General features: G+C 63.8%; 19 protein-coding genes. 11 read left to right on the top strand and 8 right to left on the bottom strand.

Annotated features, from left to right (window positions below):
* Positions 1 to 60 precede the first annotated feature (60 nt).
* From B015_RS0120930 to B015_RS0120920, 3 genes are all read left to right on the top strand, one after another.
* On the top strand, positions 61 to 699 hold the full coding sequence (locus B015_RS0120930; RefSeq protein WP_018429687.1) for a hypothetical protein: 639 nt from the start codon (positions 61 to 63) through the stop codon (positions 697 to 699).
* A 9-nt stretch (positions 700 to 708) separates the two neighbouring features.
* A complete protein-coding gene (gene hpt, locus B015_RS0120925) occupies positions 709 to 1251 on the top strand; it encodes a hypoxanthine phosphoribosyltransferase (RefSeq protein WP_018429686.1) in 543 nt (180 codons plus the stop codon).
* Positions 1252 to 1321: 70 nt separating this feature from the next.
* Positions 1322 to 1720: a response regulator gene (locus tag B015_RS0120920; protein ID WP_018429685.1), complete on the top strand. Its 399-nt coding sequence runs from the start codon at positions 1322 to 1324 to the stop codon at positions 1718 to 1720.
* Here B015_RS0120920 and B015_RS0120915 read toward each other — a convergent pair.
* Positions 1690 to 2631: a DMT family transporter gene (locus B015_RS0120915; RefSeq protein ID WP_018429684.1), complete on the bottom strand. Its 942-nt coding sequence runs from the start codon at positions 2629 to 2631 to the stop codon at positions 1690 to 1692. The genes B015_RS0120920 and B015_RS0120915 overlap by 31 nt on opposite strands.
* Positions 2632 to 2903: 272 nt before the next feature.
* Between B015_RS0120915 and B015_RS0120910 the strand changes: the two genes are divergently transcribed.
* A complete protein-coding gene (locus B015_RS0120910) occupies positions 2904 to 3764 on the top strand; it encodes a LysR substrate-binding domain-containing protein (protein WP_018429683.1) in 861 nt (286 codons plus the stop codon).
* Positions 3765 to 3859: 95 nt separating this feature from the next.
* Positions 3860 to 4489, top strand: a complete 630-nt coding sequence (locus tag B015_RS0120905; RefSeq protein ID WP_018429682.1) for a glutathione S-transferase family protein — start codon at positions 3860 to 3862, stop codon at positions 4487 to 4489.
* A gap of 242 nt (positions 4490 to 4731) precedes the next feature.
* Here B015_RS0120905 and B015_RS0120900 read toward each other — a convergent pair whose 3' ends face one another.
* From B015_RS0120900 to argH, 5 genes are all read right to left on the bottom strand, one after another.
* Positions 4732 to 7311, bottom strand: a complete 2580-nt coding sequence (locus tag B015_RS0120900) for a TIGR02302 family protein (protein ID WP_018429681.1) — start codon at positions 7309 to 7311, stop codon at positions 4732 to 4734.
* Positions 7311 to 7583, bottom strand: a complete 273-nt coding sequence (locus B015_RS33380) for a hypothetical protein (protein ID WP_157632796.1) — start codon at positions 7581 to 7583, stop codon at positions 7311 to 7313. The genes B015_RS0120900 and B015_RS33380 overlap by 1 nt, the downstream gene beginning before the upstream one ends.
* A 78-nt stretch (positions 7584 to 7661) precedes the next feature.
* Positions 7662 to 8927, bottom strand: coding sequence for a diaminopimelate decarboxylase (gene lysA, locus B015_RS0120895; protein WP_018429680.1), 1266 nt, complete (start codon positions 8925 to 8927; stop codon positions 7662 to 7664).
* A 31-nt stretch (positions 8928 to 8958) separates the two neighbouring features.
* The gene (locus B015_RS0120890; RefSeq protein WP_018429679.1) at positions 8959 to 9165 is read right to left on the bottom strand and encodes a lipoprotein; all 207 of its coding nucleotides are present in this window, start codon (positions 9163 to 9165) and stop codon (positions 8959 to 8961) included.
* A 70-nt stretch (positions 9166 to 9235) separates the two neighbouring features.
* Positions 9236 to 10636: an argininosuccinate lyase gene (argH, locus tag B015_RS0120885; protein WP_018429678.1), complete on the bottom strand. Its 1401-nt coding sequence runs from the start codon at positions 10634 to 10636 to the stop codon at positions 9236 to 9238.
* 34 nt (positions 10637 to 10670) lie between these two features.
* Here argH and B015_RS0120880 point away from each other — a divergent pair, with 34 nt between their 5' ends.
* From B015_RS0120880 to B015_RS31320, 6 genes are all read left to right on the top strand, one after another.
* Positions 10671 to 11366 (top strand): TlpA disulfide reductase family protein, encoded by a 696-nt coding sequence (locus tag B015_RS0120880; protein ID WP_018429677.1) that lies wholly within the window; start codon positions 10671 to 10673, stop codon positions 11364 to 11366.
* Positions 11367 to 11720: 354 nt separating this feature from the next.
* The gene (gene ugpB, locus B015_RS0120875; RefSeq protein WP_026227553.1) at positions 11721 to 13031 is read left to right on the top strand and encodes a sn-glycerol-3-phosphate ABC transporter substrate-binding protein UgpB; all 1311 of its coding nucleotides are present in this window, start codon (positions 11721 to 11723) and stop codon (positions 13029 to 13031) included.
* A gap of 235 nt (positions 13032 to 13266) precedes the next feature.
* Positions 13267 to 14151, top strand: a complete 885-nt coding sequence (gene ugpA / locus B015_RS0120870) for a sn-glycerol-3-phosphate ABC transporter permease UgpA (protein ID WP_018429675.1) — start codon at positions 13267 to 13269, stop codon at positions 14149 to 14151.
* A 40-nt stretch (positions 14152 to 14191) separates the two neighbouring features.
* Positions 14192 to 15040 (top strand): sn-glycerol-3-phosphate ABC transporter permease UgpE, encoded by an 849-nt coding sequence (gene ugpE, locus B015_RS0120865; RefSeq protein ID WP_026227552.1) that lies wholly within the window; start codon positions 14192 to 14194, stop codon positions 15038 to 15040.
* Complete coding sequence (gene ugpC / locus B015_RS0120860) at positions 15040 to 16092, top strand: sn-glycerol-3-phosphate ABC transporter ATP-binding protein UgpC (protein ID WP_018429673.1); 1053 nt, start codon at positions 15040 to 15042, stop codon at positions 16090 to 16092. Before ugpE ends, ugpC begins: the two co-directional genes overlap by 1 nt.
* A gap of 150 nt (positions 16093 to 16242) precedes the next feature.
* Positions 16243 to 17043, top strand: coding sequence for a GGDEF domain-containing protein (locus B015_RS31320; protein WP_157632795.1), 801 nt, complete (start codon positions 16243 to 16245; stop codon positions 17041 to 17043).
* Between the two features lie 3 nt (positions 17044 to 17046).
* On the opposite strand, the gene B015_RS0120850 is transcribed toward B015_RS31320, so the two are convergent.
* Entirely contained in the window at positions 17047 to 18396 is a 1350-nt protein-coding gene (locus B015_RS0120850) for an HD domain-containing protein (RefSeq protein ID WP_018429671.1), read from the bottom strand.
* A 221-nt stretch (positions 18397 to 18617) separates the two neighbouring features.
* On the bottom strand, positions 18618 to 19499 hold the full coding sequence (locus B015_RS0120845; protein WP_018429670.1) for a 3-hydroxybutyryl-CoA dehydrogenase: 882 nt from the start codon (positions 19497 to 19499) through the stop codon (positions 18618 to 18620).
* Between the last annotated feature and the right edge of the window lie 105 nt (positions 19500 to 19604).

Genomic DNA, 19604 nt, shown 5'->3' with positions numbered 1-19604 from the left:
GGTGGCGAAGCATTAACCATTTCCGTTTACCCCCTCAGGGCGAAATGTCTAAGGGGTCCGATGGCTGACGCGCGGAAAGCACGCCCGGTTTCCGGCGAAATCATGGCCGCCGAGGGCCGCGACACATCCGCCCAGCCGACAAGGCCTGCTGCGGCCGATATCGTCGACGCCGATTTCGAGACCATCGTGCCGGGCCAGCTATTGGGCGAATCATCCGCAACCCATGCCGACTTCGTGCACACGACGCCATCTTCGACCGGCATGGACATGCTGCGCGCGTCGCCTGGCCAGGGCCGCGTCCGTGCCGGACATGCCGGTCCGGCGTTCTGGCTCGCCGGCATCTCATTGGCGGCAATGGCTTTTTGGGTGTCGGGCGGCCATGCCACTCTGCGCGCCATGGCCTTTCCTGCTGCGGGGCAGGCCAGTTTGCTGCGCATAGTCGAGATCAGTTCGCGGGTCGATTCGTCCGGCCGTAAGCCGTTGCTGCTTGTTGACGGCGCTGCCATCAACGATGGAGCCAGCTCCGCTGAACTGCCGCCGATCGACATTTCGGTCGCCACCAATGACGGCAAGATCCTACGCTACAGGCTGGGGACAGCCGCCGCCCGCGTCGCATCGGGGGCAAGATGGGACTTTTCCAGCCGGCTCGACGTGCCTATTAACGGGATAAAGACCGTCACGGTCGCTTTCTCGGAATAGGATGACGTCATGCCGGTTGTGCGCGACAAGGAAATCGAAGTGCTGTTCTCCGCCTCGGCGATTGCACGGCGCAATCTGGAGCTGGCCAAGGACATTGCGGCGCACGACTACACCGACCTGCTCGTTATCTCGGTGCTCAAGGGCTCGTTCATCTTCGCCGCCGACCTGATCCGCGCCATGCACGACGTCGGCCTGTCACCCGAGGTCGAGTTCATCTTCATCTCCAGCTACGGCGCCGGCACCACCAGCGGCGAAGTCCGCGTGCTGCGCGACATCGACAACGAGGTCGCCGGTCGCGACGTGCTGCTCATCGACGACATCCTCGAATCGGGCAAGACGCTGAAGTTCGCCCGCGAGCTGATGATGTCGCGCGGCGCCAAGAGCTGCTCGATCGCCGTGCTGCTGGACAAGCGCATGCGCCGCAAGACCGACCTCGACGCCGATTATGTCGGCTTCGATTGCCCCGACTATTTTGTCGTCGGTTACGGCATGGATGTCGCGCACGCCTTCCGCGAATTGCCCTTCGTCGGCGTCGTCAAGGGCGAGGACTGATCCAGAGTCTGCAGACAAAAAACGCCCGGCCTTCAGAAATCGTCAACCTGTCGCGGCAAATATCGCCGCCATGGCAAAGCTTTTGATCGTTGAGGACGATGAGTCCGTTCGCACCCTTGCAGCCCGCGCGCTTGAGCGCGCCGGCCACACAGTCGATGTCGCCTGCGACGGTGCGCAGGGGCTCGAATGCATCCATGCCGAACAGGGCGCTTTCGATCTTGTCGTCTCCGACATCCGCATGCCGGAGATGGACGGCATCGAGATGGCGCAGGCCGCGGCCAACGCATTCCCCGGCCTGCCGATCCTGCTGATGACCGGCTATGCCGACCAGCGCGAGCGGGCAGAGGAACTCGACGCCATCATCATCGACGTCGTGCAGAAGCCATTCACGCTCGCCGATATCCGCGACCGTGTCTCGCTGGCGCTCACGCGCACGAATCAGTCGGTGGCGTTCGCCGGCGCTGCCTGAGACGCCTTTCCGCCGACATTGAGCGCAAAGATGCCGGCGCCGACGATCAGCAGCGCGCCGACAAGCGTGCCCGTGCCGGGAATCTCGGCAAAGAACAGGAAGCCCCACAGCGGCGCCCACAGCAACCCGCTGTATTCGAAGGTCGCGGCCTTGTTGGCTGGGGCCAGCCGATAGGCCTGCCCGAGCAGCACCATGCCGACGGCGGCGATGACCCCGCAGGCGCCCATCATCATGAGGTCGCGCAGGGTCGGCCACAGCCATGGCCGCATCAGGAAATCGAGGCTCGGGTGGCCGTTGCCCTGGAGGCCGGTGACGGCGAAAATCGCGCTGATCGCAACGCCGCCGATCAGGTAGGCGGCATTCTGGTAGAAGGCCATGGTTGTGGCGCTTTCGACCACGCCGATCTTGCGCGCCATCAGCTGCGAGAAGCTGTAGAGCCAGGCCGAAGCCAGCGACAGCAGCGCTGCCCACTCGAAGATGCCGGCGCCGGGATTGACCATGACTATGACGCCGACGAGGCCGACGGCGCCGGCCGCCAGGCTTTGCCACGGCACGCGCTCGCCGAGATAGGGACCGGCCATGGTCATGATCAGCAGCGGCGCCATGAAGAACAGTGCAGCGGCTGCGGCGATCGGCAGGGCAGGGATCGCCAGGTAGTAGGCCAGATAGGACACGAACAGGATTGTCGAGCGCGTCGCGAGGAAGCGCCAGTTGGGCGAGGCAAGGGCTGCAAGGCCGACATCGCGATGGACGATCACCAGCAGGATCGGCAGCGCCACGATGGCGCGGATGAACAGCGCCTCGCCGACCGGATAGGTGCCGGCGACAGCTTTGATCAGGGCATCCTGGATCGAAAACACCAGCACGCCGAGACAGAGGCAGAGGATGCCGACGAGCGTTCTGTTCTGCATGTTCTGTGGAGCCTAATGAAACGGCCGGCCGGAATTCGCTGTCGCGTGCCACCGGCCTCCGCCTCCATCAGGCCGGTACGCGCACCCAAGAAAAAACCCGCCGTGAAAGTCGCGGCGGGTTGAAAGTGAGGACGGTACTTACCAGTCCGTAGCCGCATCTGACGGCCACCTTCCAATGGGTGATCCGACTATCCGCCTCCGTTTGACACGATGCAAACGAATTGGGATGATGGCAGTCATTCGAAATTCTGATGGCTGATGGGTGCGGGGGCATGACAGTTCGTCTCGACAGCGACCTTCTGCGCACCTTCCTTGCGGTGGCCGAGACCGGCAATTTCACCCGCGCGGCGGAAGCCGTCGGGCGCACCCAGTCGGCAATCAGCATGCAGATCAAGCGGCTCGAGGAGATGGTCGGCGAGGTGCTGTTCGAGCGCGGCGCGCGCGGTGTCAGGCTCACACCCAGGGGCATGGACCTGGTCGGCAATGCCCGCCGCATCGTCTCGCTGCTCGACGAGACGGCGCTATCGATGCGTGCCGTGCCGCTCGGTGGACCGGTCAGGATCGGCATTCCCGAGGAGTATGGCCAGCCGGTTCTGTCGCGCGCACTGGGGGCCTTTGCCAAGCGGCATGCCCAGGTCGAGGTCACGGTCCGGTTCGGCTATTCGGCCCTGCAGCTCGCTGCACTTTCTGCAGGAGAGCTTGATTTGGCTGTGGTTTTCGAATGGCAGGACCCCTCGGGTGCGGAGGTGCTGATGCACGATCCCACCGTGTGGGTGACGTCCCATCACCATTACATCCATCTCGAACGGCCGCTGCCGATCGCTGTCTACAGCCGGCAGGGATGGTCGCGGGAATATGTGCTGGCCTCGCTCGAGCGACGCGGCATCGACTACCGCTTCGCCTACACCAGCGACACCACCAACGGGCTGGCGCTCGCAGTCACCGCCGGGCTTGCGGTGGCGCCCATGTCGCGCAGCAGCATCACATCAGATTGTCGCGAACTGACCGAGGTCGACGGCTTCGGCCAGATCGACAATGCCAGGGTGGTGATGCATCGCAATCCGCGCGCCAACAGCGAGGCGGTGGATGTGATGGCCGATGCCATACGCGAGGCTTTCCATCAGCGACACTGATTCCTGGCCCAATGGAATCCTCCGCCGTTGATCCTGACAAAATGATGTCAGGAGCCGCGTGCTAGTATGCCCTTCTTACCCACGAGGAGGGCTTCATGCTCACTTTCTACCACGCACCCTGGTCGCGTTCGTCCAACATGCTTTGGCTGCTCGAAGAACTCGGCGTGCCCTACCAGGTCGAGAGGATCGATATTCGGGCGCCTGGCGGGGTGCCGGAGGATTATCGCGCCATCCAACCGAACAAGAAGGTGCCGGCCATCGTTCATGACGACGTCGTGGTCACCGAGCGCGCCGCGATTTGCACCTATCTATGCGATGCTTTCCCTGACGCGGGCCTCGCACCTGCGATCGGCGACAAGATGCGCGCGCCCTATCTCACCTGGCTGGTCTACGCCGACGCGGTGTTCGACCCTGTCCTGGCGGCCAAGGCTCATGGTCACGAATTCATGGGCGGCGGTTACTCCTATGGTTCGTTCAGCGAGATGATCGCCAATCTCGAAAAGACGCTGTCGTCCCGGCCCTATATCGCCGGCGACCGCTTCACCGCTGCCGACACGCAGATCGGCGGTGGCATCAATTACGGCATTCGCGTGCTGAAGACGCTGCCTGAAAAGCCGGTGTTCCTGGAATATGTCGAAAGGCTTTTGGCCCGGCCGGCCTTCCAGCGTGCCAGCCAGAAGGATTTTGCCATGGCGCAAGAGGCAGGCATGCCCGGCGCGGTCTGAGCGCAGAGCCGCTTGGACTTTCAGCTTCGCGATCCGCTGTGCGGACCGCCTCTCCCCCGGCAAGGGGAGAGATTAGTCTCGTCATGGGCCACTGCAACGACGTGAGGATGAGCCTTGTTAGCAACTGGCTGCAGCGCCGATGAAGGCATGATCTCCCGCCCCATGCGGGAGAGGTGGCCGGGCAGGCCAGTGGGGGACGGAAGAAGCGAGCGAAGCACGGACGCTGCCAGCTCCTGCCGCCGCTACTTCATCTCCAGAAGCCGCTCGAGATAGCTACGCTCCAGTTCGGGGCTCAGCGCATTGCCGAGCCGCTTGCGGATCGCCTCGAGAATCTGGCGTGCGCGCTGCACGTCGATCTCGTCGGGTAGCGGCGTCGAGTCGCCGGTGTCGGGTCCGCTGGTCGCCTGCGGCCGGCCGAGTGGGTCGCGGCCGGCATTCTGCTGGCGGCCGCCTTGCTGGCTGCCGCCCTCGTCGCCCTGCATGGCCTGCAGCTGCTGCATCATGTCCTGTGCGCCCTGGCGCAAGGCTTCGAGCGCCCGGCCCTGATGGCCGACGGCGCGGTCGCCTTCGCCCTTGCCGAGCGAGTTTTCGGCCTGCTTCATCGACTTGCCGGCCTCGCCGAAGCCTTCGCCTGGCTTGATGCCAAGGCCTTCCAGCCCCTTCATCAGCGCTTCGAGATCTTTCTCCAGCTGGCTCTGGCCTTCCTGCAGCTGCTTGAGCGCATCGGCGAATTCCTGCGGAGTCATCGGCTTGCCGTCATCACCCTGGCCGGGCTTGCCTTTCTGGCCGGGCTGCTGGTCCTGGCCTTGCTGATCGCCGAACGGATCTTCCTGGCCCTGCTGCGGGCCGCGCTGCATCTGATCCATGCGGAAGGTCTCGTTCATCATCTCCTGCTGGCGGCGCATGAGCTGGCCGAGCTTGTCCATCTGCTGGCGCATCTCGGAGTTCTGCTGGCCCTGCTGGCCGCGCTGCTGCCGGCCGGCCTGCAGGTTGTTCATCATGTCCTGCAGCTGCGACAAAAGCTCCTTGGCCTGGTCGCGGTTGCCCGACTTGGCCAGGTTCTCGATCTGGTCGAGCATGCGCTGCAGATCGCCCTGGCGCAGTTCCTGGCCCGGGGTGGGGCCCTGGGCTGTCTGGTTCTTCTGGGCCTTCTCGGCGAATTCGCGCAGGAAATTGTTCATCGCCTGGCGCAATTCGGCCATCAGCTTGTCGATTTCCTCGTCGCTGGCGCCACGGTCGAGCGCGTCCTGCAATGCCTGCTGAGCTTGGCGCAGCTGCTTTTCGGCAGCCGAAAGATCACCGTCCTCGATGCCAAGCGCCACCTGCCAGAGATAGGAGACGACCTCGCGCAACTGATCGTCGGAACCGGCCATCTTGAGCCGGGTGCGAGCGCTCATCAGCGCCAGATAGTGCGAGACGTTGGCAATCGTGTCCTCGGGCCGCAGGGTGATTGCGTCCATCAACTCCAGCACGCGCGGCTTGGCGTTGGCGTCGAGCGCCAGCAGCCGACGCTGCTCGATCACGGCACGCGCCAGCGGATTGGAGAACGGGCGCTCCGGCATCAGGAAGGTCTTGGTTTCGCTTTTCGCCTTCTGGCCGGCGTCGTCGACGGCTTCGAGGGTCAGCTTCACCAGCGCGCCCGACCAGACATGCTCGGTCAGGTCGCGGCTGGCCTTCACAGGCTTTTTGGCAGCGCCGCGCCGGGGCAGGGCGAGCTGCATTTCAGGGGCGCCATAAAGCGGCCGCGCGCCCGCCGGCTGCTGGTCGGCGAGGGCAAACTCGGCCTTGGCGGACGCCGCGCCATAGTCGTCCTCAATGTCATAGCTGAGTTCCAGCGTGCCGTTGACGGCGCGCTTGGGCTCGCCGACGAAACGGATGGTCGGCGGATTGTCGGGGATAACAGTGAAGGCCCAGCTGTCGAGCTCGGCGTCGCCCGATTTCAGCGTCAGACGTCCTTCGGTGGCGAGTTTGTCGGAGAAATGGCGGACGACCGCGACCGGGCTGGACGCGGCCGGCGTTGCCTCGGCGGCATTGGCCTTGGGCGCCACATCTCGGATCGTTCCTTCGGTATCGGTGAAGCTCAGCGTCTCGTCGCCGGGGCCGCCTGTCACGCGCAGCGACAGTTCGCTGCCCTGGGGCACGCTGATGGCGGGCGCATCCTTGCCGGCGTTGGCGGTTAGGAAGATCGGCGGCTTGCCGGTATACGCCGGCGGCGCCACCCAGGCGTCGATGCGCGGCGGGATGGCGTCCCTGGCCGCATGGGCGCGGAAGGCGTCGCCGATCCTGCCGCCATGCGGCCCGAAGGACAGGCCATAGGCGCAGACGAACAGCAACGCCACAGCGGCACGCAACGCCCACGGGTCGCGCTCGGGCAGCTGTGTCCGCGGCAGGTCGCCGCCAAGCCTGCCCAGGCTTTCGGCCATGCGCTTCTGGTGCTCTCGCCAAAGCGCGTCGGCAAAGTTGTCAGGCCGGCCCGAGGGGCGATCTGTCTGCACCTGCACGGGCGTGTGTTCGAGATCGTTGGCCTGCTCGACGCGGTTGTCGATCTCGGGCCATGTCGGCAAGCGGAAGAAGCGCAGCGGATAGAGCGCGGCCAGACCGGCGATGCCAAAGGCAGCGGCCGTCGCCAGCCGCGCCATGTCGGGCAGCAGGCGGAAGATGCCGAGCCAGGACAGGCTCAGGAAAAGTCCGGCGACAATGAGGATCGGCAGCAGCAGCGGCCAGCCGCGCTCAACCACCATTACCGTGGCGACGGCAAGACGTGTCCTGCCGAGGCTGGCGTTGATGTTCCTGTGCAGCGCCGATCTGTCCCGTTCCGTCATCAGCCCATCCGCTTGGGCGGCGCGGGATGCCGCCGCCTTGCCTTCATGCAGAATACCATCAATCGCGGCGAAGGCGAGGCGACCAACGCAATCGTGAAAGGAACTGTCGCGAAGATTACTTTGGCTGCGCCGATCGTTCGGTTTGCCGGTTGTGCATTCTTCGACAAGCTCAGAGTGAGGATTGTTGGCGCCGACGTTGCCTTATTGGACGTTTTCGGACTGCCGGTGCCATGGCTGTCTTGTCGAAATTCCAGATCGACTTCGCTCGACATGAGGCGCCGCCAGCCAGACGATCCTCGTCCTGAGCCTGTTGAAGAGCTCGATCAACAAGCCTGGCGAGCGCCCGGTCCTCAGAGCCAGCCGGGCAGCGAGTCCAGCCCGATCAGTTCCTCATAGGTCTGGCGCTTGCGCACGACATGGAAACGGTCGCCGTCAACCAGCACTTCGGGGATCAGCGGCCGCGTGTTGTAGGTGCCTGCCTGGACAGCGCCATAGGCGCCGGCGGTGCTGACCGCGATCAGGTCGCCCGACTTCAGTCTGGGCAGGTCGCGGTCAAGGCCGAGATAGTCGCCGGTTTCGCAGACGGGTCCCACAATGTCGACCATCATGCGGGCGTCATCGGCGCTCGCCTGCACCACTGGGCGGATCTCGTGATAGGCGTCGTAGAGTGTCGGCCTGATCAGGTCGTTCATCGCCGCATCGACGATCAGGAAGTTCTTGGCGTCGCCTTCCTTCACGAAGATCACTTCCGAGACCAGGATGCCGGCATTGCCGACGATCAGGCGGCCCGGCTCGAACATCACCTTGAGGCCGAGCTTGCCGACATGCTTGTGGACGATCGCGGCGTAGGCATCTGGCAGAGGCGGCGGGTTGTTGTCGGTCTTGTAGGGAATACCGAGACCGCCGCCGAGATCGACGTGGTCGATGTCGTGGCCGTCGGCCTTCAGCGTCGCCACCAGCTCGACCAGAAGCGCGAACGCGTCGTCGAAAGGCTGCAGCTCGGTGATCTGGCTGCCGATATGCATGTCGATGCCGGTCACCTTGAGACCGGGCAGGGCGGCGGCGCGGGCATAGACCTCGCGGGCGCGCTGGCGTGGAATGCCGAACTTGTTTTCAGCGAGGCCGGTCGAGATCTTCTTATGCGTCTTGGCGTCGACGTCGGGGTTGATACGCAGCGATACCGGTGCCGTCTTGCCGTTGGCCACCGCACGGGCCGACAGCAGTTCCAGCTCCGGCTCGGATTCGACGTTGAAGCACAGGATGCCGGCCTGCAGCGCGAAGTCCATCTCGCGTGCCGTCTTGCCGACGCCCGAAAACACGATCTTCTCAGCCGGGATGCCTGCGGCCAGCGCCCGCCGCATCTCGCCTTCGGAGACGGTGTCGGCGCCGGCGCCGAGTTTTGCCAGCGTCTTCAGCACCGCCTGGTTCGAATTGGCCTTGAGTGCGTAGCAGACCAGCGCGTCGAGGTCGGCGAATGCCTTGGAAAACACCTGGAAGTGTCGCGTCAGCGTCGCGGTCGAGTAGCAGTAGAAAGGCGTGCCGACGGCTGCGGCAATATCGGTCAGGGCCACGTCTTCGGCATGGAGGACGCCGTCGCGGTATTCGAAGTGGTTCACGGCAATAGGCTTTCGAAAGAAGAAGTGCCGCTCAGAGCAGCGGATCGAGGATGAAAGGCTTGTCCGCCACCGGTTTCTTCGGCGCTTCGCCGACGGGCTGGCCAGCCTTCTTCGCATCCTTCTGCGCCTGCACGGCCGCATCGTAAGGCGTGTCGAGCGCACCCTTGCGGCCGCAGGCCGAAACCACACCGACCGCAGCAATCAGCCCGAGCGTCACCAAAATCCTGCCAGCGGTCATGACCCATCCATCCGCGAAAATTTTCCCGCTGCTTGTAGCGGAGATTCTCGGGCTTTGCACCCCGGCTCGATCACGCTTTCGTAAGGCGCTTCTTCCAGTAGCGGACCTGTTTCTTGACCTCGGCAGGGGCGGTACCGCCGAACGAGGTGCGGCTCTTCACCGAGTTCTGTACCGACAGCACCGAGAAGATGTCCTGGGTGATGCCGTCATGGATCGATTTGAGGTCGTCGAGCGTGAGCTTTTCCAACCCGACCTTCTTGCTTTCGGCAAGGGCCACGGCCCTTCCGGTGACGTGGTGCGCCTCGCGGAACGGCATGCCGATCTCGCGCACCAGCCAGTCGGCAAGGTCGGTGGCGGTGGAGTAGCCCGAGCCCGCAGCCTTCTTCATCGCCTGGTCGTTGATGGTCATGTCGCCGACCATGCCGGTCATGGCGGCAAGCATCAGGTCGAGCGTCTCGGCGGCGTCGAACACGGCTTCCTTGTCTTCCTGCATGTCCTTGGAATAGGTCAGCGGCAGACCCTTCATGACGGTCAGAAGGCCGATCAGGTGGCCGTTGACGCGGCCGGTCTTGGCACGCACCAGTTCGGCCGCATCGGGGTTCTTCTTCTGCGGCATGATCGACGAGCCGGTGGAGAAACTGTCCGACAGGCGCACGAAGCCGAACTGCGGCGTCGACCAGATGACGATCTCTTCGGCGAGACGCGACATGTGTGTGGCGCAGATGGCGGCAATCGACAGGAACTCGAGTGCGTAGTCGCGGTCCGACACGCTGTCGAGCGAGTTGCGGGTCGGCTCACGGAAGCCGAGCGCCTTCGCCGTCTGGAAGCGATCGATGGGGAAGCCGGTGCCGGCAAGCGCTGCCGCGCCCAGCGGGCTTTCGTTCATGCGCTCGATGGCATCGCGGACGCGGCTCAAATCGCGGGCGAACATCTCGACATAGGCCATGCAATGGTGGCCGAAGGTCACCGGCTGCGCCGTCTGGAGATGGGTGAAGCCGGGCATGACGGTCGAGGCATGCTGCTCGGCGCGTTCGAGGAAGGCGGCGATCAGGCCCTTCAGCGCTTCGGCGACGCGATGGAACTCATCCTTGACCCAGAGGCGGAAGTCGACCGCCACCTGGTCGTTGCGCGAGCGCGCGGTGTGCAGGCGGCCGGCCGACGGGCCGATCAGTTCGGCGAGGCGCGCCTCGACATTCATGTGAATGTCTTCGAGCCGGGTCGAGAAGGTGAACTTGCCGTCCTCGATTTCTCGCAGGATCGTGTTCAGCCCGTGAGCGATTTTCTGTTGATCCTCGGCTGAAATAATGCCCGTTTCCGCCAACATCTCGGAATGGGCGACGGAGCCTCGGATGTCCTGGGCATAAAGCTTCTTGTCGAAGCCGATCGAGGCGTTGATCGCCTCCATGATCGCGGCCGGGCCCGAGGCAAAACGTCCGCCCCACATCTGGTTGCTGGCCTTCTTGTCGCTCATCGTGATAACCGGGCTCCGGAGAAAAACTGAATAGATGTCGGATCGCAGAAAGATGTTTCCCGCGCCACGCCATATTGCTCTAGCCGCCGTTGCAGGCGTAATCGCCGGCGCGGTTGCGGTATATGTCACGAGCCGCCATTCTGGCAACAATCCGCAGCCGGTGCCTGTCGCGGCCGACACCAGCGCCGAACTGACCGCCGCCGACAAGCAGTGCGCCGCCAAGGCGGATGCGGCCAAGGCGGTGGGGGCTGCAGCCACCGGGCATGTCGCGGCGATGATGCCGGCCGATCCGCCGCGCTCGCTCAAGTCGCTCGCCTTCAACGGCCCCGACGGCAAGCCGATGACGGTGGCCGATCATTCGGGCCGCACGCTGCTCATCAATCTCTGGGCTACCTGGTGTGCGCCCTGCCGCGCCGAGATGCCGGCGCTCGATGCGCTGGAGCGCGAAATGGGCGGTGACGAGTTCGAGGTTGTGGCGGTCAATGTCGACACCGGCGACGACACCAAGCCGAAGAAGTTCCTCGAAGAGACCGGCGTCGCCTCGCTCGGCTACTACCGCGAAAACACGCTGACGCTGTTCAACGATCTCAAGAAAAAGGGGCTGGCGCTCGGCCTGCCGGTGACACTTTTGGTCGACGGCGAAGGCTGCCTTCTCGCCAACATGAACGGCCCCGCCGAATGGGCGAGCCCCGACGCGAAGAAGCTGATCGAGGCGGCGCTGGCAAAATAAGCCGGCGCCAGAGCAAAATTATCCCCAGAGAAGCTGGCAATCATCGGTTGCATCGACGGTTCGATTCTGGTTCGCGCCGTCGCCGCGCGAAACGGTTTTCGCACGCGGCAGGCCATCCCGCAGCGTGGTTGTTAGCTGGCTCTGGCGTTGCCTTAAGCTTGCTTGAATATGACGTTTTGCTTTCGCTTTTATGAAAATCGAAAGCCAGTCGGCCGGTTGCAGGCCAGCCGAAAGCGAAGCGCGCCGAACCCGCCGTTCATACCTTTGCTACAAAACTGTTGTCGGGCTGTCATAATCCGACAATACTGCTCCCTGCGAAACTAAACCTTTCGCCAACCAGAACGGGAGCGAGACATGAAGACCCTAGGCTTCGCGGCGGGTGTAGCCGCGACAATGACGCTGTTGTCCAGCACCTCCGCATTCGCCGTCACCGAGATTTCCTGGTGGCACGCCATGACCGGCGCGAACAACGAGGTCGTCAACCAGCTGTCCGACGAATTCAACAAGAGCCAGAGCGAGTACAAGATCGTTCCGGTGTTCAAGGGCACCTATCCGGAAACGCTGAATGCCGGCATCGCCGCCTTCCGCGCCAAGCAGCCGCCGGCGATCATGCAGGTCTTCGATGCAGGCACGGGCACGATGATGGGCGCCGAGGGCGCCATCAAGCCGGTGGCCGAGATCCTGTCGATGGGCGGTCAGGCCTTCGACAAGAGCCAGTACCTGCCGGGCATCGTCTCCTACTACTCGAAGCCCGACGGCACGATGCTGTCGTTCCCCTACAACTCGTCCTCGCCGATCCTCTACTACAACAAGGACATCTTCCAGAAAGCCGGCCTCGACGTCGACAATCCGCCCAAGACCTGGGGCGAGGTCTGGGATGCCGCCAAGAAGATCAAGTCGAGCGGTGCAGCACCGTGCGGCTTCACTTCGACCTGGCTGACCTGGATCCACACCGAGAATTTCGCGGCCTGGAACAACGTCTCCTACGGCACCAATGAAAACGGCATCGGCGGCACCGACGTCGAGCTGAAGATCAACGCGCCGGCCTTCGTCAAGCACTTCCAGGAGCTCGCCGACCTCGCCAAGGACGGCACCTTCAAGTATGGCGGCCGCACATCGGAAGCCAAGCAGATCTTCCTTGCCGGCGAATGCGGCATCTTCACCGAATCCTCTGGCGGTCTCGGCGACATCGTCAAGTCGGGCATGAACTACGGCACGGGCCAGCTGCCCTACGAGGCGGACGCCGCGGGTGCGCCGCAGAACACCATCCCTGGCGGCGCGTCGCTGTGGGTCTTCGCCGGCCTGCCGGATGAGCAGTACAAGGGCGTTGCCGCTTTCTTCAACTTCCTGTCGCAGACGCCGATCCAGGCGCGCCTGCACCAGGTGTCCGGCTACCTGCCGGTTACGCTTGCGGCTTATGAAGAGACCAAGAAGTCTGGCTTCTACGACAAGAACCCGGCCCGCGAGATCCCGATCAAGCAGATGATGGGCAAGGCCCCGACCGAGAATTCGAAGGGCGTCCGCCTCGTCAACCTGCCGCAGGTCCGCGACATCGAGAACGAAGAGCTCGAAAAGATGCTCGCGGGACAGCAGACCGCTCAGCAGGCGCTCGATAACACTGTCGCGCGCGGCAACAAGGCGATCCAGGAAGCCATCGGCAACTGACAGCCGGGCCAGGGAGCGTGATCCTCTTCACCCCCTCTGGCCTGCCGGCCATCTCCCCCTCAAAAGGGGAGATCGGCCGGCATCGTCCCGTTCGCCAATCGTATCCGCTGCAAATACTGCACTGCTGCAGGAGCCGCTGATCTCCCTCCACTTTTGAAGGGGAGATGGCCGGCAGGCCAGAGAGGGGTGTCGCCATGCATTCGTCTCCGCAATCCTTCCCCACTGGAACGGCCACATGAGTCCACGCGTCGTCTTCCCCAACCGCATCCTGCCTTATCTGCTGGTTGCGCCGCAGCTGGCGATCACGCTGGTGTTCTTCTACTGGCCGGCCAGCCAGGCGCTGCGCCAGTCGATGCTGAAGGAAGATCCCTTCGGGCTGTCGTCCAAATTCGTCTGGTTCGCCAATTTCAAGAAGGTGCTGTCGGACCCGAACTATCTCAATTCGGTCCACGTCACGATCGTCTTTTCGGTCGCCACCGCGGCCGTCGCCATGGCCACCGCACTGCTGCTCGCCGTCATGGCCGACAAGGTGGTGCGCAGCCGCGGCCTCTACCGCACGCTGCTGATCTGGCCCTATGCGGTGGCGCCCGCCATTGCCGGCATGCTGTGGCTGTTCCTGTTCAACCCGTCGATCGGCTCGCTCGCCTATGGCCTGCGCTGGCTCGGCATCCACTGGGACCCGCTTCTCGACGGGTCGCAGGCCATGACGCTGGTCGTGGCCGCCGCGTCCTGGAAGCAGATCAGCTACAATTTCCTGTTCTTCGTCGCCGGCCTGCAGGCGATCCCCAAGTCGCTGATCGAAGCTGCGGCCATCGACGGTGCCGGCGAGAACAAGCGCTTCTGGACGATCGTCTTCCCGTTGCTCGCACCGACCACCTTCTTCCTTTTGGTAGTCAACACCGTCTATGCCTTCTTCGACACCTTCGGCATCATTCATGCTGTGACGGGCGGCGGGCCGGGCAAGGCCACCGAGACTCTGGTCTACAAGGTCTACAATGACGGCTTCGTCAATCTCATCCTCGGCGACTCGGCGGCGCAGTCGGTGATCCTGATGGTCATCGTCATCGCGCTTACCGCCATCCAGTTCCGCTATGTCGAGAAGAAGGTGCATTATGGCTGAGCCGAAGCCGCTTCCACCTGCCAGCGGGCACGACAAGCTGATGATCGGCCAGTCGATGGCCGGCGTCTACATGGCGCACGCGATCCTGATCCTCGGCATCGTGATCGTCGCGTTCCCGATCTACTACACCTTCGTTGCCTCCACCCATTCGCTGCAGACGATCCTGCGTCCGCCACTGCCGCTGCTGCCGGGGCCGGAGTTCTTCAAGAACTATTCGGAGGCGCTGTTCGGCGGTGTCGGCCGCATCGGCGGGGTCAGCGTTGCGACGCTGCTCATCAACACCACCATCGTTGCCTTCGGCATTGCCATCGGCAAGATCATCATCTCGATCCTGTCGGCCTACGCCATCGTCTTCTTCCGCTTCCCCGGCCGGATGTTCTTCTTCTGGCTGATCTTCATCACACTGATGCTGCCGGTCGAGGTGCGCATCCTGCCGACCTACAAGGTGATGGTCGATCTCGGCCTGATCGACACCTATACCGGGCTGATCGTGCCGCTGATCGCGTCGGCTACCGCTACGCTGCTGTTCCGCCAGTTCTTCCTCACCATCCCGGGCGAACTGGTCGAGGCGGCGCGCGTCGACGGCGCCGGTCCGTGGCGCTTCTTCAAGGATATCCTGCTGCCACTGTCGCGCACCAACATCGCGGCATTGTTCGTCATCCTCTTCATCTATGGCTGGACGCAATATCTCTGGCCGCTTCTCGTCACCAATCGCAACGACATGAACACCATCGTCATTGCGCTCAGGAAGATGATCTCGTTTGCCGATGCCGACACCGAATGGCATCTGGTGATGGTCACCTCCATGCTCGCCATCGTGCCGCCCATCCTGGTGGTCGTATTCATGCAGCGCTGGTTCGTCCGCGGCCTCGTCGAAACGGAGAAATAATGGCAACCGTCGATCTCAAGGACGTCCGCAAGGTCTATGCCGGCGGCGTCGAAGCGGTGAAGGGCGTGTCCATCGCCATTCCAGACAAGGCGCTGTGCGTGCTTGTCGGCCCGTCGGGTTGCGGCAAGTCCACGCTTTTGCGCATGATCGCGGGCCTGGAGACCATCTCGGCCGGCAGCTGCGCCATCGACGGCAAGACGGTGAATGCGATCGGCCCCACCGAGCGCGACATTGCCATGGTCTTCCAGAACTATGCGCTCTACCCGCATATGAAGGTCTATGACAACATGGCCTACGGCCTGCGCAACCGAGGCACGCCGAAGGACGAAGTCGACAGGCGTGTGCGGGCGACCGCCAAGACGCTGGAGCTGGAGCACCTGCTCGAACGCCGTCCACGCGAACTGTCAGGCGGCCAGCGCCAGCGCGTCGCCATGGGTCGCGCCATCGTGCGCAATCCCAAGGTCTTCCTGTTCGACGAGCCGTTGTCCAACCTCGACGCCAAGCTGCGCGGCCAGATGCGCGTCGAGATCAAGAACCTGCAGCGCAATCTCGGCGTCACCTCGGTCTATGTCACCCACGATCAGCTTGAGGCGATGACGCTGGCCGACGTGCTGGTGGTCATGAATGCCGGTCTGGTCGAGCAGCTCGGCGCGCCGCTCGACATTTACGAGAAGCCGGCCTCGACCTTCGTGGCTTCCTTCATCGGCGCGCCGCCGATGAACCTCCTGCCGCTGCGCAGCGGCCAGCTCGAGGGGGCGGTGACGTTGCCGGCCGTGCCAACCAACGCAGCGACGCTCGGCTTCCGTCCGGAGGATTGCGAGGTCCGCACCGAGGCCAATGGTGTGTCCTCCGACGGGGCACTGCGACTGATGGCCAAGGTCGAGGGCGTCGAGCCTGTCGGTGCCGAAAGCTTCCTCCATTGCCAGGTGCCGGGCGGTCGCATCGTCGTGCGCGTGGCCGGCCGCTCCGATGCCATGCCTGGCGACCAGCTGCCGGTCTTTGCCCGCCGCGAGAAGCTGCATTTCTTCGGCAGCGACGGCAAGAGAGTGTAGGGCCTTGGGATGCGCGCCTTGGGCGCAGGACCGGCCAACCGCAACCGGTGCACCGCAGATAACGCAATCGTTCCAATTTGAGCTGTTGCGATAACCTCTTGTTCATGCCGCCCGACCGAAGATCGATGCAAGATCAAGGAGGTGGCTGGATTGCGGGCATCTTTGAAGAAACTCTCGCCGCGTGCCTGGCTTCAGCTCGCCGGCTGGACGGTTTTCGGAACGCTGGGCTGCGTCGTCGTCTCGCTCATCGTCACCTGGCTGATGTTCGGCAACGCCAGCAGCGAGGTGTTCCGCCTCGTCTTGCTGGAAGCCACCATCGTACCGGTCCTGCTGGCCGCGCCGCTGTTCTTCTACCTGACGCTCAAGCTGCGCGAACTCGCCATCGTCAATCATAAGCTTGCCGTGGTCGCCTCGACCGATGCGTTGACGGCGGTGCTCAATCGCGGTGCCTTTTCGGCCCGGGTCGACGAGGCACTGGGCAGGAACAGGACCAGGCTTGTCGGTCGGCCGATGGGGGCTCTGCTGGTCGTCGATGCCGATCATTTCAAGGCGGTCAATGACCGCTTCGGACACGCCGAGGGCGACGAGGCGCTGCGGGTGATCGTCGAGGCCATCCGCCCCTGCCTGCGGTCCACAGACATGCTGGGCAGGCTCGGCGGCGAGGAGTTCGCGGTCTTCTTGCCCGATGCCACGCCGGTCAATGCCGTCGACATCGCCGAGCGCATCAGGCGCGCCGTGGCCGAGGCGGAGTTCCTTCCGGGCGGCAGCCGCCATGCGCTGACGGTCAGCGTGGGCGGGGCGGTGTTCGACCGGCCGGTCGGCTTTGCCGAACTGTTCCGCATAGCCGATTCCTACCTCTACGAGGCCAAGGATGCCGGGCGCAATCGCGTCGAGCTGGCGCCCATGCCACCCGAGCGGACACCTGGCTGGTATTCCGGTCTGGTTAACTGATCATCAGGCAGCGGCTGCCAGCTCGGCGTGCGCAAGTGCTCGTTCGAGCGCCTTGATACATGTCGGGTCGTGCGAGGTGCCGGCGCCCTCCCACAGGATCGCCATGGCCTTGGAGATCGGCATTGCCGCGCGGTAGGGCCGTTCGGCGGTCAGCGCGTCGAACACGTCGGCCGTCGAGATGATGCGGGTGTCGAGGTCGATCTGGTGGGCGACGAGACCCCTGGGATAACCCTTGCCATCGAGCCTTTCGTGATGGGCGCCGGCGATCTTCGACAAATCGGCAAAAGCGCCGATCCGTGACAGGATCACCTCGGACATTTCCGCATGCCGCCGCATCGACACCCATTCGAGGTCGTCGAGCTTGCCGTTCTTGTCGAGCACGCTGTTGGAGACGCCGAGCTTGCCGATGTCGTGCAGCAGCGCTGCGCGCTTCAGCCAGCGACGATGGCTTGTGGTGAAGCCCATTTCCTCGGCGATCAGATCGGTGAAGATGGCGACGCGCTCGCTGTGGCCCGAGGTGTATGGGCTCTTGGCGTCGATGACGCGGGCAAAAGCCTGGGCGATGTCGTCGAGATAGTCGTCGTCGGCAAGCATCGCCTCTTGCCCCGGTTCCATTGTCAGCACCACCTCTTCAAGGTCGTCGCGGGCAAGCGTCTGCCAGAAGGCGTCGCTTGCCGCGACCTTCTGGAATGCGCCGACAACTGCCGGATCGAACCAGGCCCCTGAGCGGTGGCTTATTTCGGCGAGCGCCGCCGCGCGGCCGCTCGCGGCATGGAAGACGTCGACCACCTGCGCCAGCAGCGCCACGCGGGCAAACATCGCGATGTCCCGGCCGGAGCGTCCGAGCGGCTTGCCGCCGCCGTCCCAATGCTCGTCGAGATCGAGGATGGCCTCGGCCACGGCTTCGGAAAAATGCATCTGGCGGGCGATCTGCGCGCCGCGCTGGCAGCGCGTCTCGATCAGCTCGCGAGCAATCTGGCCGCCATTTTGCAGGATGTTGATGATGCTGCGGAAGCGCTGGGCCAGGTCGGCATTGGGGCCGGTGTGGGAAAGCGCGAAACGGAGCACCTGGGGCAGGCTGCTGTTCAGCAGCTTGAAGTCCTTCTTGAAGTTCAGGTCATCGGCCAGGTAGAGGCTGCAGATGCGCGCCGCATTGCTCGAACAGCCGAGGTCCTTGAGCAGCAGCGCGTAATAGAGGTCCTTGAGCGCTTCTTCCGGCAGGCCGAGTTCACGCCCGATGCTCACGCCGATCCAGCAGCAGCGCACGCAGTGGCCGGGCGGCTGGCCCTCGGTCAGGTCGAGCGCATGGCTCAACGCTCCGAGTATTTCCGCGACACGGATTTTGTTGCCCATGACCCGCCAACGCTTCCGCTGCGCGCGGAGCGCTGTCAGGCGGCAGCGCGCGGGAAAGCCCCAAATTCGAGGACTTACGGGCGATCGTCCTCCGAAGGAGGACGCGCACGCCCTTCAGCTGCATGTCATCCAAACTGGAAAGGCCGGGTTAATACCGGAGGCTGGCCGGCAGCTATTTCAGGCTGTCGGCATGGTGAGCCTCTTGTCCGCCGAAATGCGGTTCAGCGCGTCGGAACCGGATGCTCGCCGCGATAGTCGTAGAAGCCGCGGCCGGTCTTGCGGCCGAGCCAGCCGGCCTCGACATATTTCACCAGAAGCGGGCAGGGACGGTACTTCGAGTCCGACAGGCCGTCGTGCAGCACCTGCATGATCGACAGGCAGGTGTCTAGGCCGATGAAGTCGGCGAGCTGCAGTGGCCCCATCGGATGGTTGGCGCCGAGCTTCATCGCCGTGTCGATGGCTTCGACGGTGCCGACACCCTCATAGAGGGTATAGATCGCCTCGTTGATCATCGGCAGCAGGATGCGGTTGACGATGAAGGCAGGGAAATCCTCCGAGACGGTGACCGTCTTGTCGAGGTGGCGGACATATTCCTTCGAGGCCTCGAAGGTCTTGTCTTCGGTGGCGATGCCGCGCACCAGCTCGACCAGCTTCATGACCGGAACCGGGTTCATGAAGTGGATGCCGATGAAACGCTCAGGACGATCGGTCTGCGCGGCAAGGCGCGTGATCGAAATCGACGAGGTGTTGGTGGCGAGGATCGCCTCGGGGTTCAACTGCGGGCAGAGCTGCGCATAGATCTTGCGCTTGACCGTCTCGTCCTCGGTTGCCGCCTCGATCACGAGGTCCGCGCTGGCGAGATCGGCCATTGCTGGAGCCGCAGAGATGCGGGCCATCGCATCCTTGCGCGACTGCTCGTCGAGCTTGCCCGACGCGACTTGGCGGGCCAGGTTGCCATTGATGGTGGCGATGCCTTTTTCGATGCGCTCGGGCGAGAGGTCGTAGATCAGCACGCTGTAGCCGGCGAGGGCCGAAACATGTGCAATTCCGCCACCCATCTGGCCCGCACCGACAATGCCGACCGTCTCGATCTTACCCGTCATCACACCAATCCCGTCGAAGTTTTTATTAGTTTTGTGCAATGCAAACTAAATGGCCGGGGTAGCGTTCGTCTACCCCGGCCACAACATTTTAATACTTTGGGCGAA

Origin of the sequence: Hoeflea sp. 108, assembly GCF_000372965.1 — a bacterium.
Classification (GTDB): Bacteria; Pseudomonadota; Alphaproteobacteria; order Rhizobiales; family Rhizobiaceae; genus Aminobacter.
This window is presented reverse-complemented; position numbering and strand designations above follow the sequence as displayed.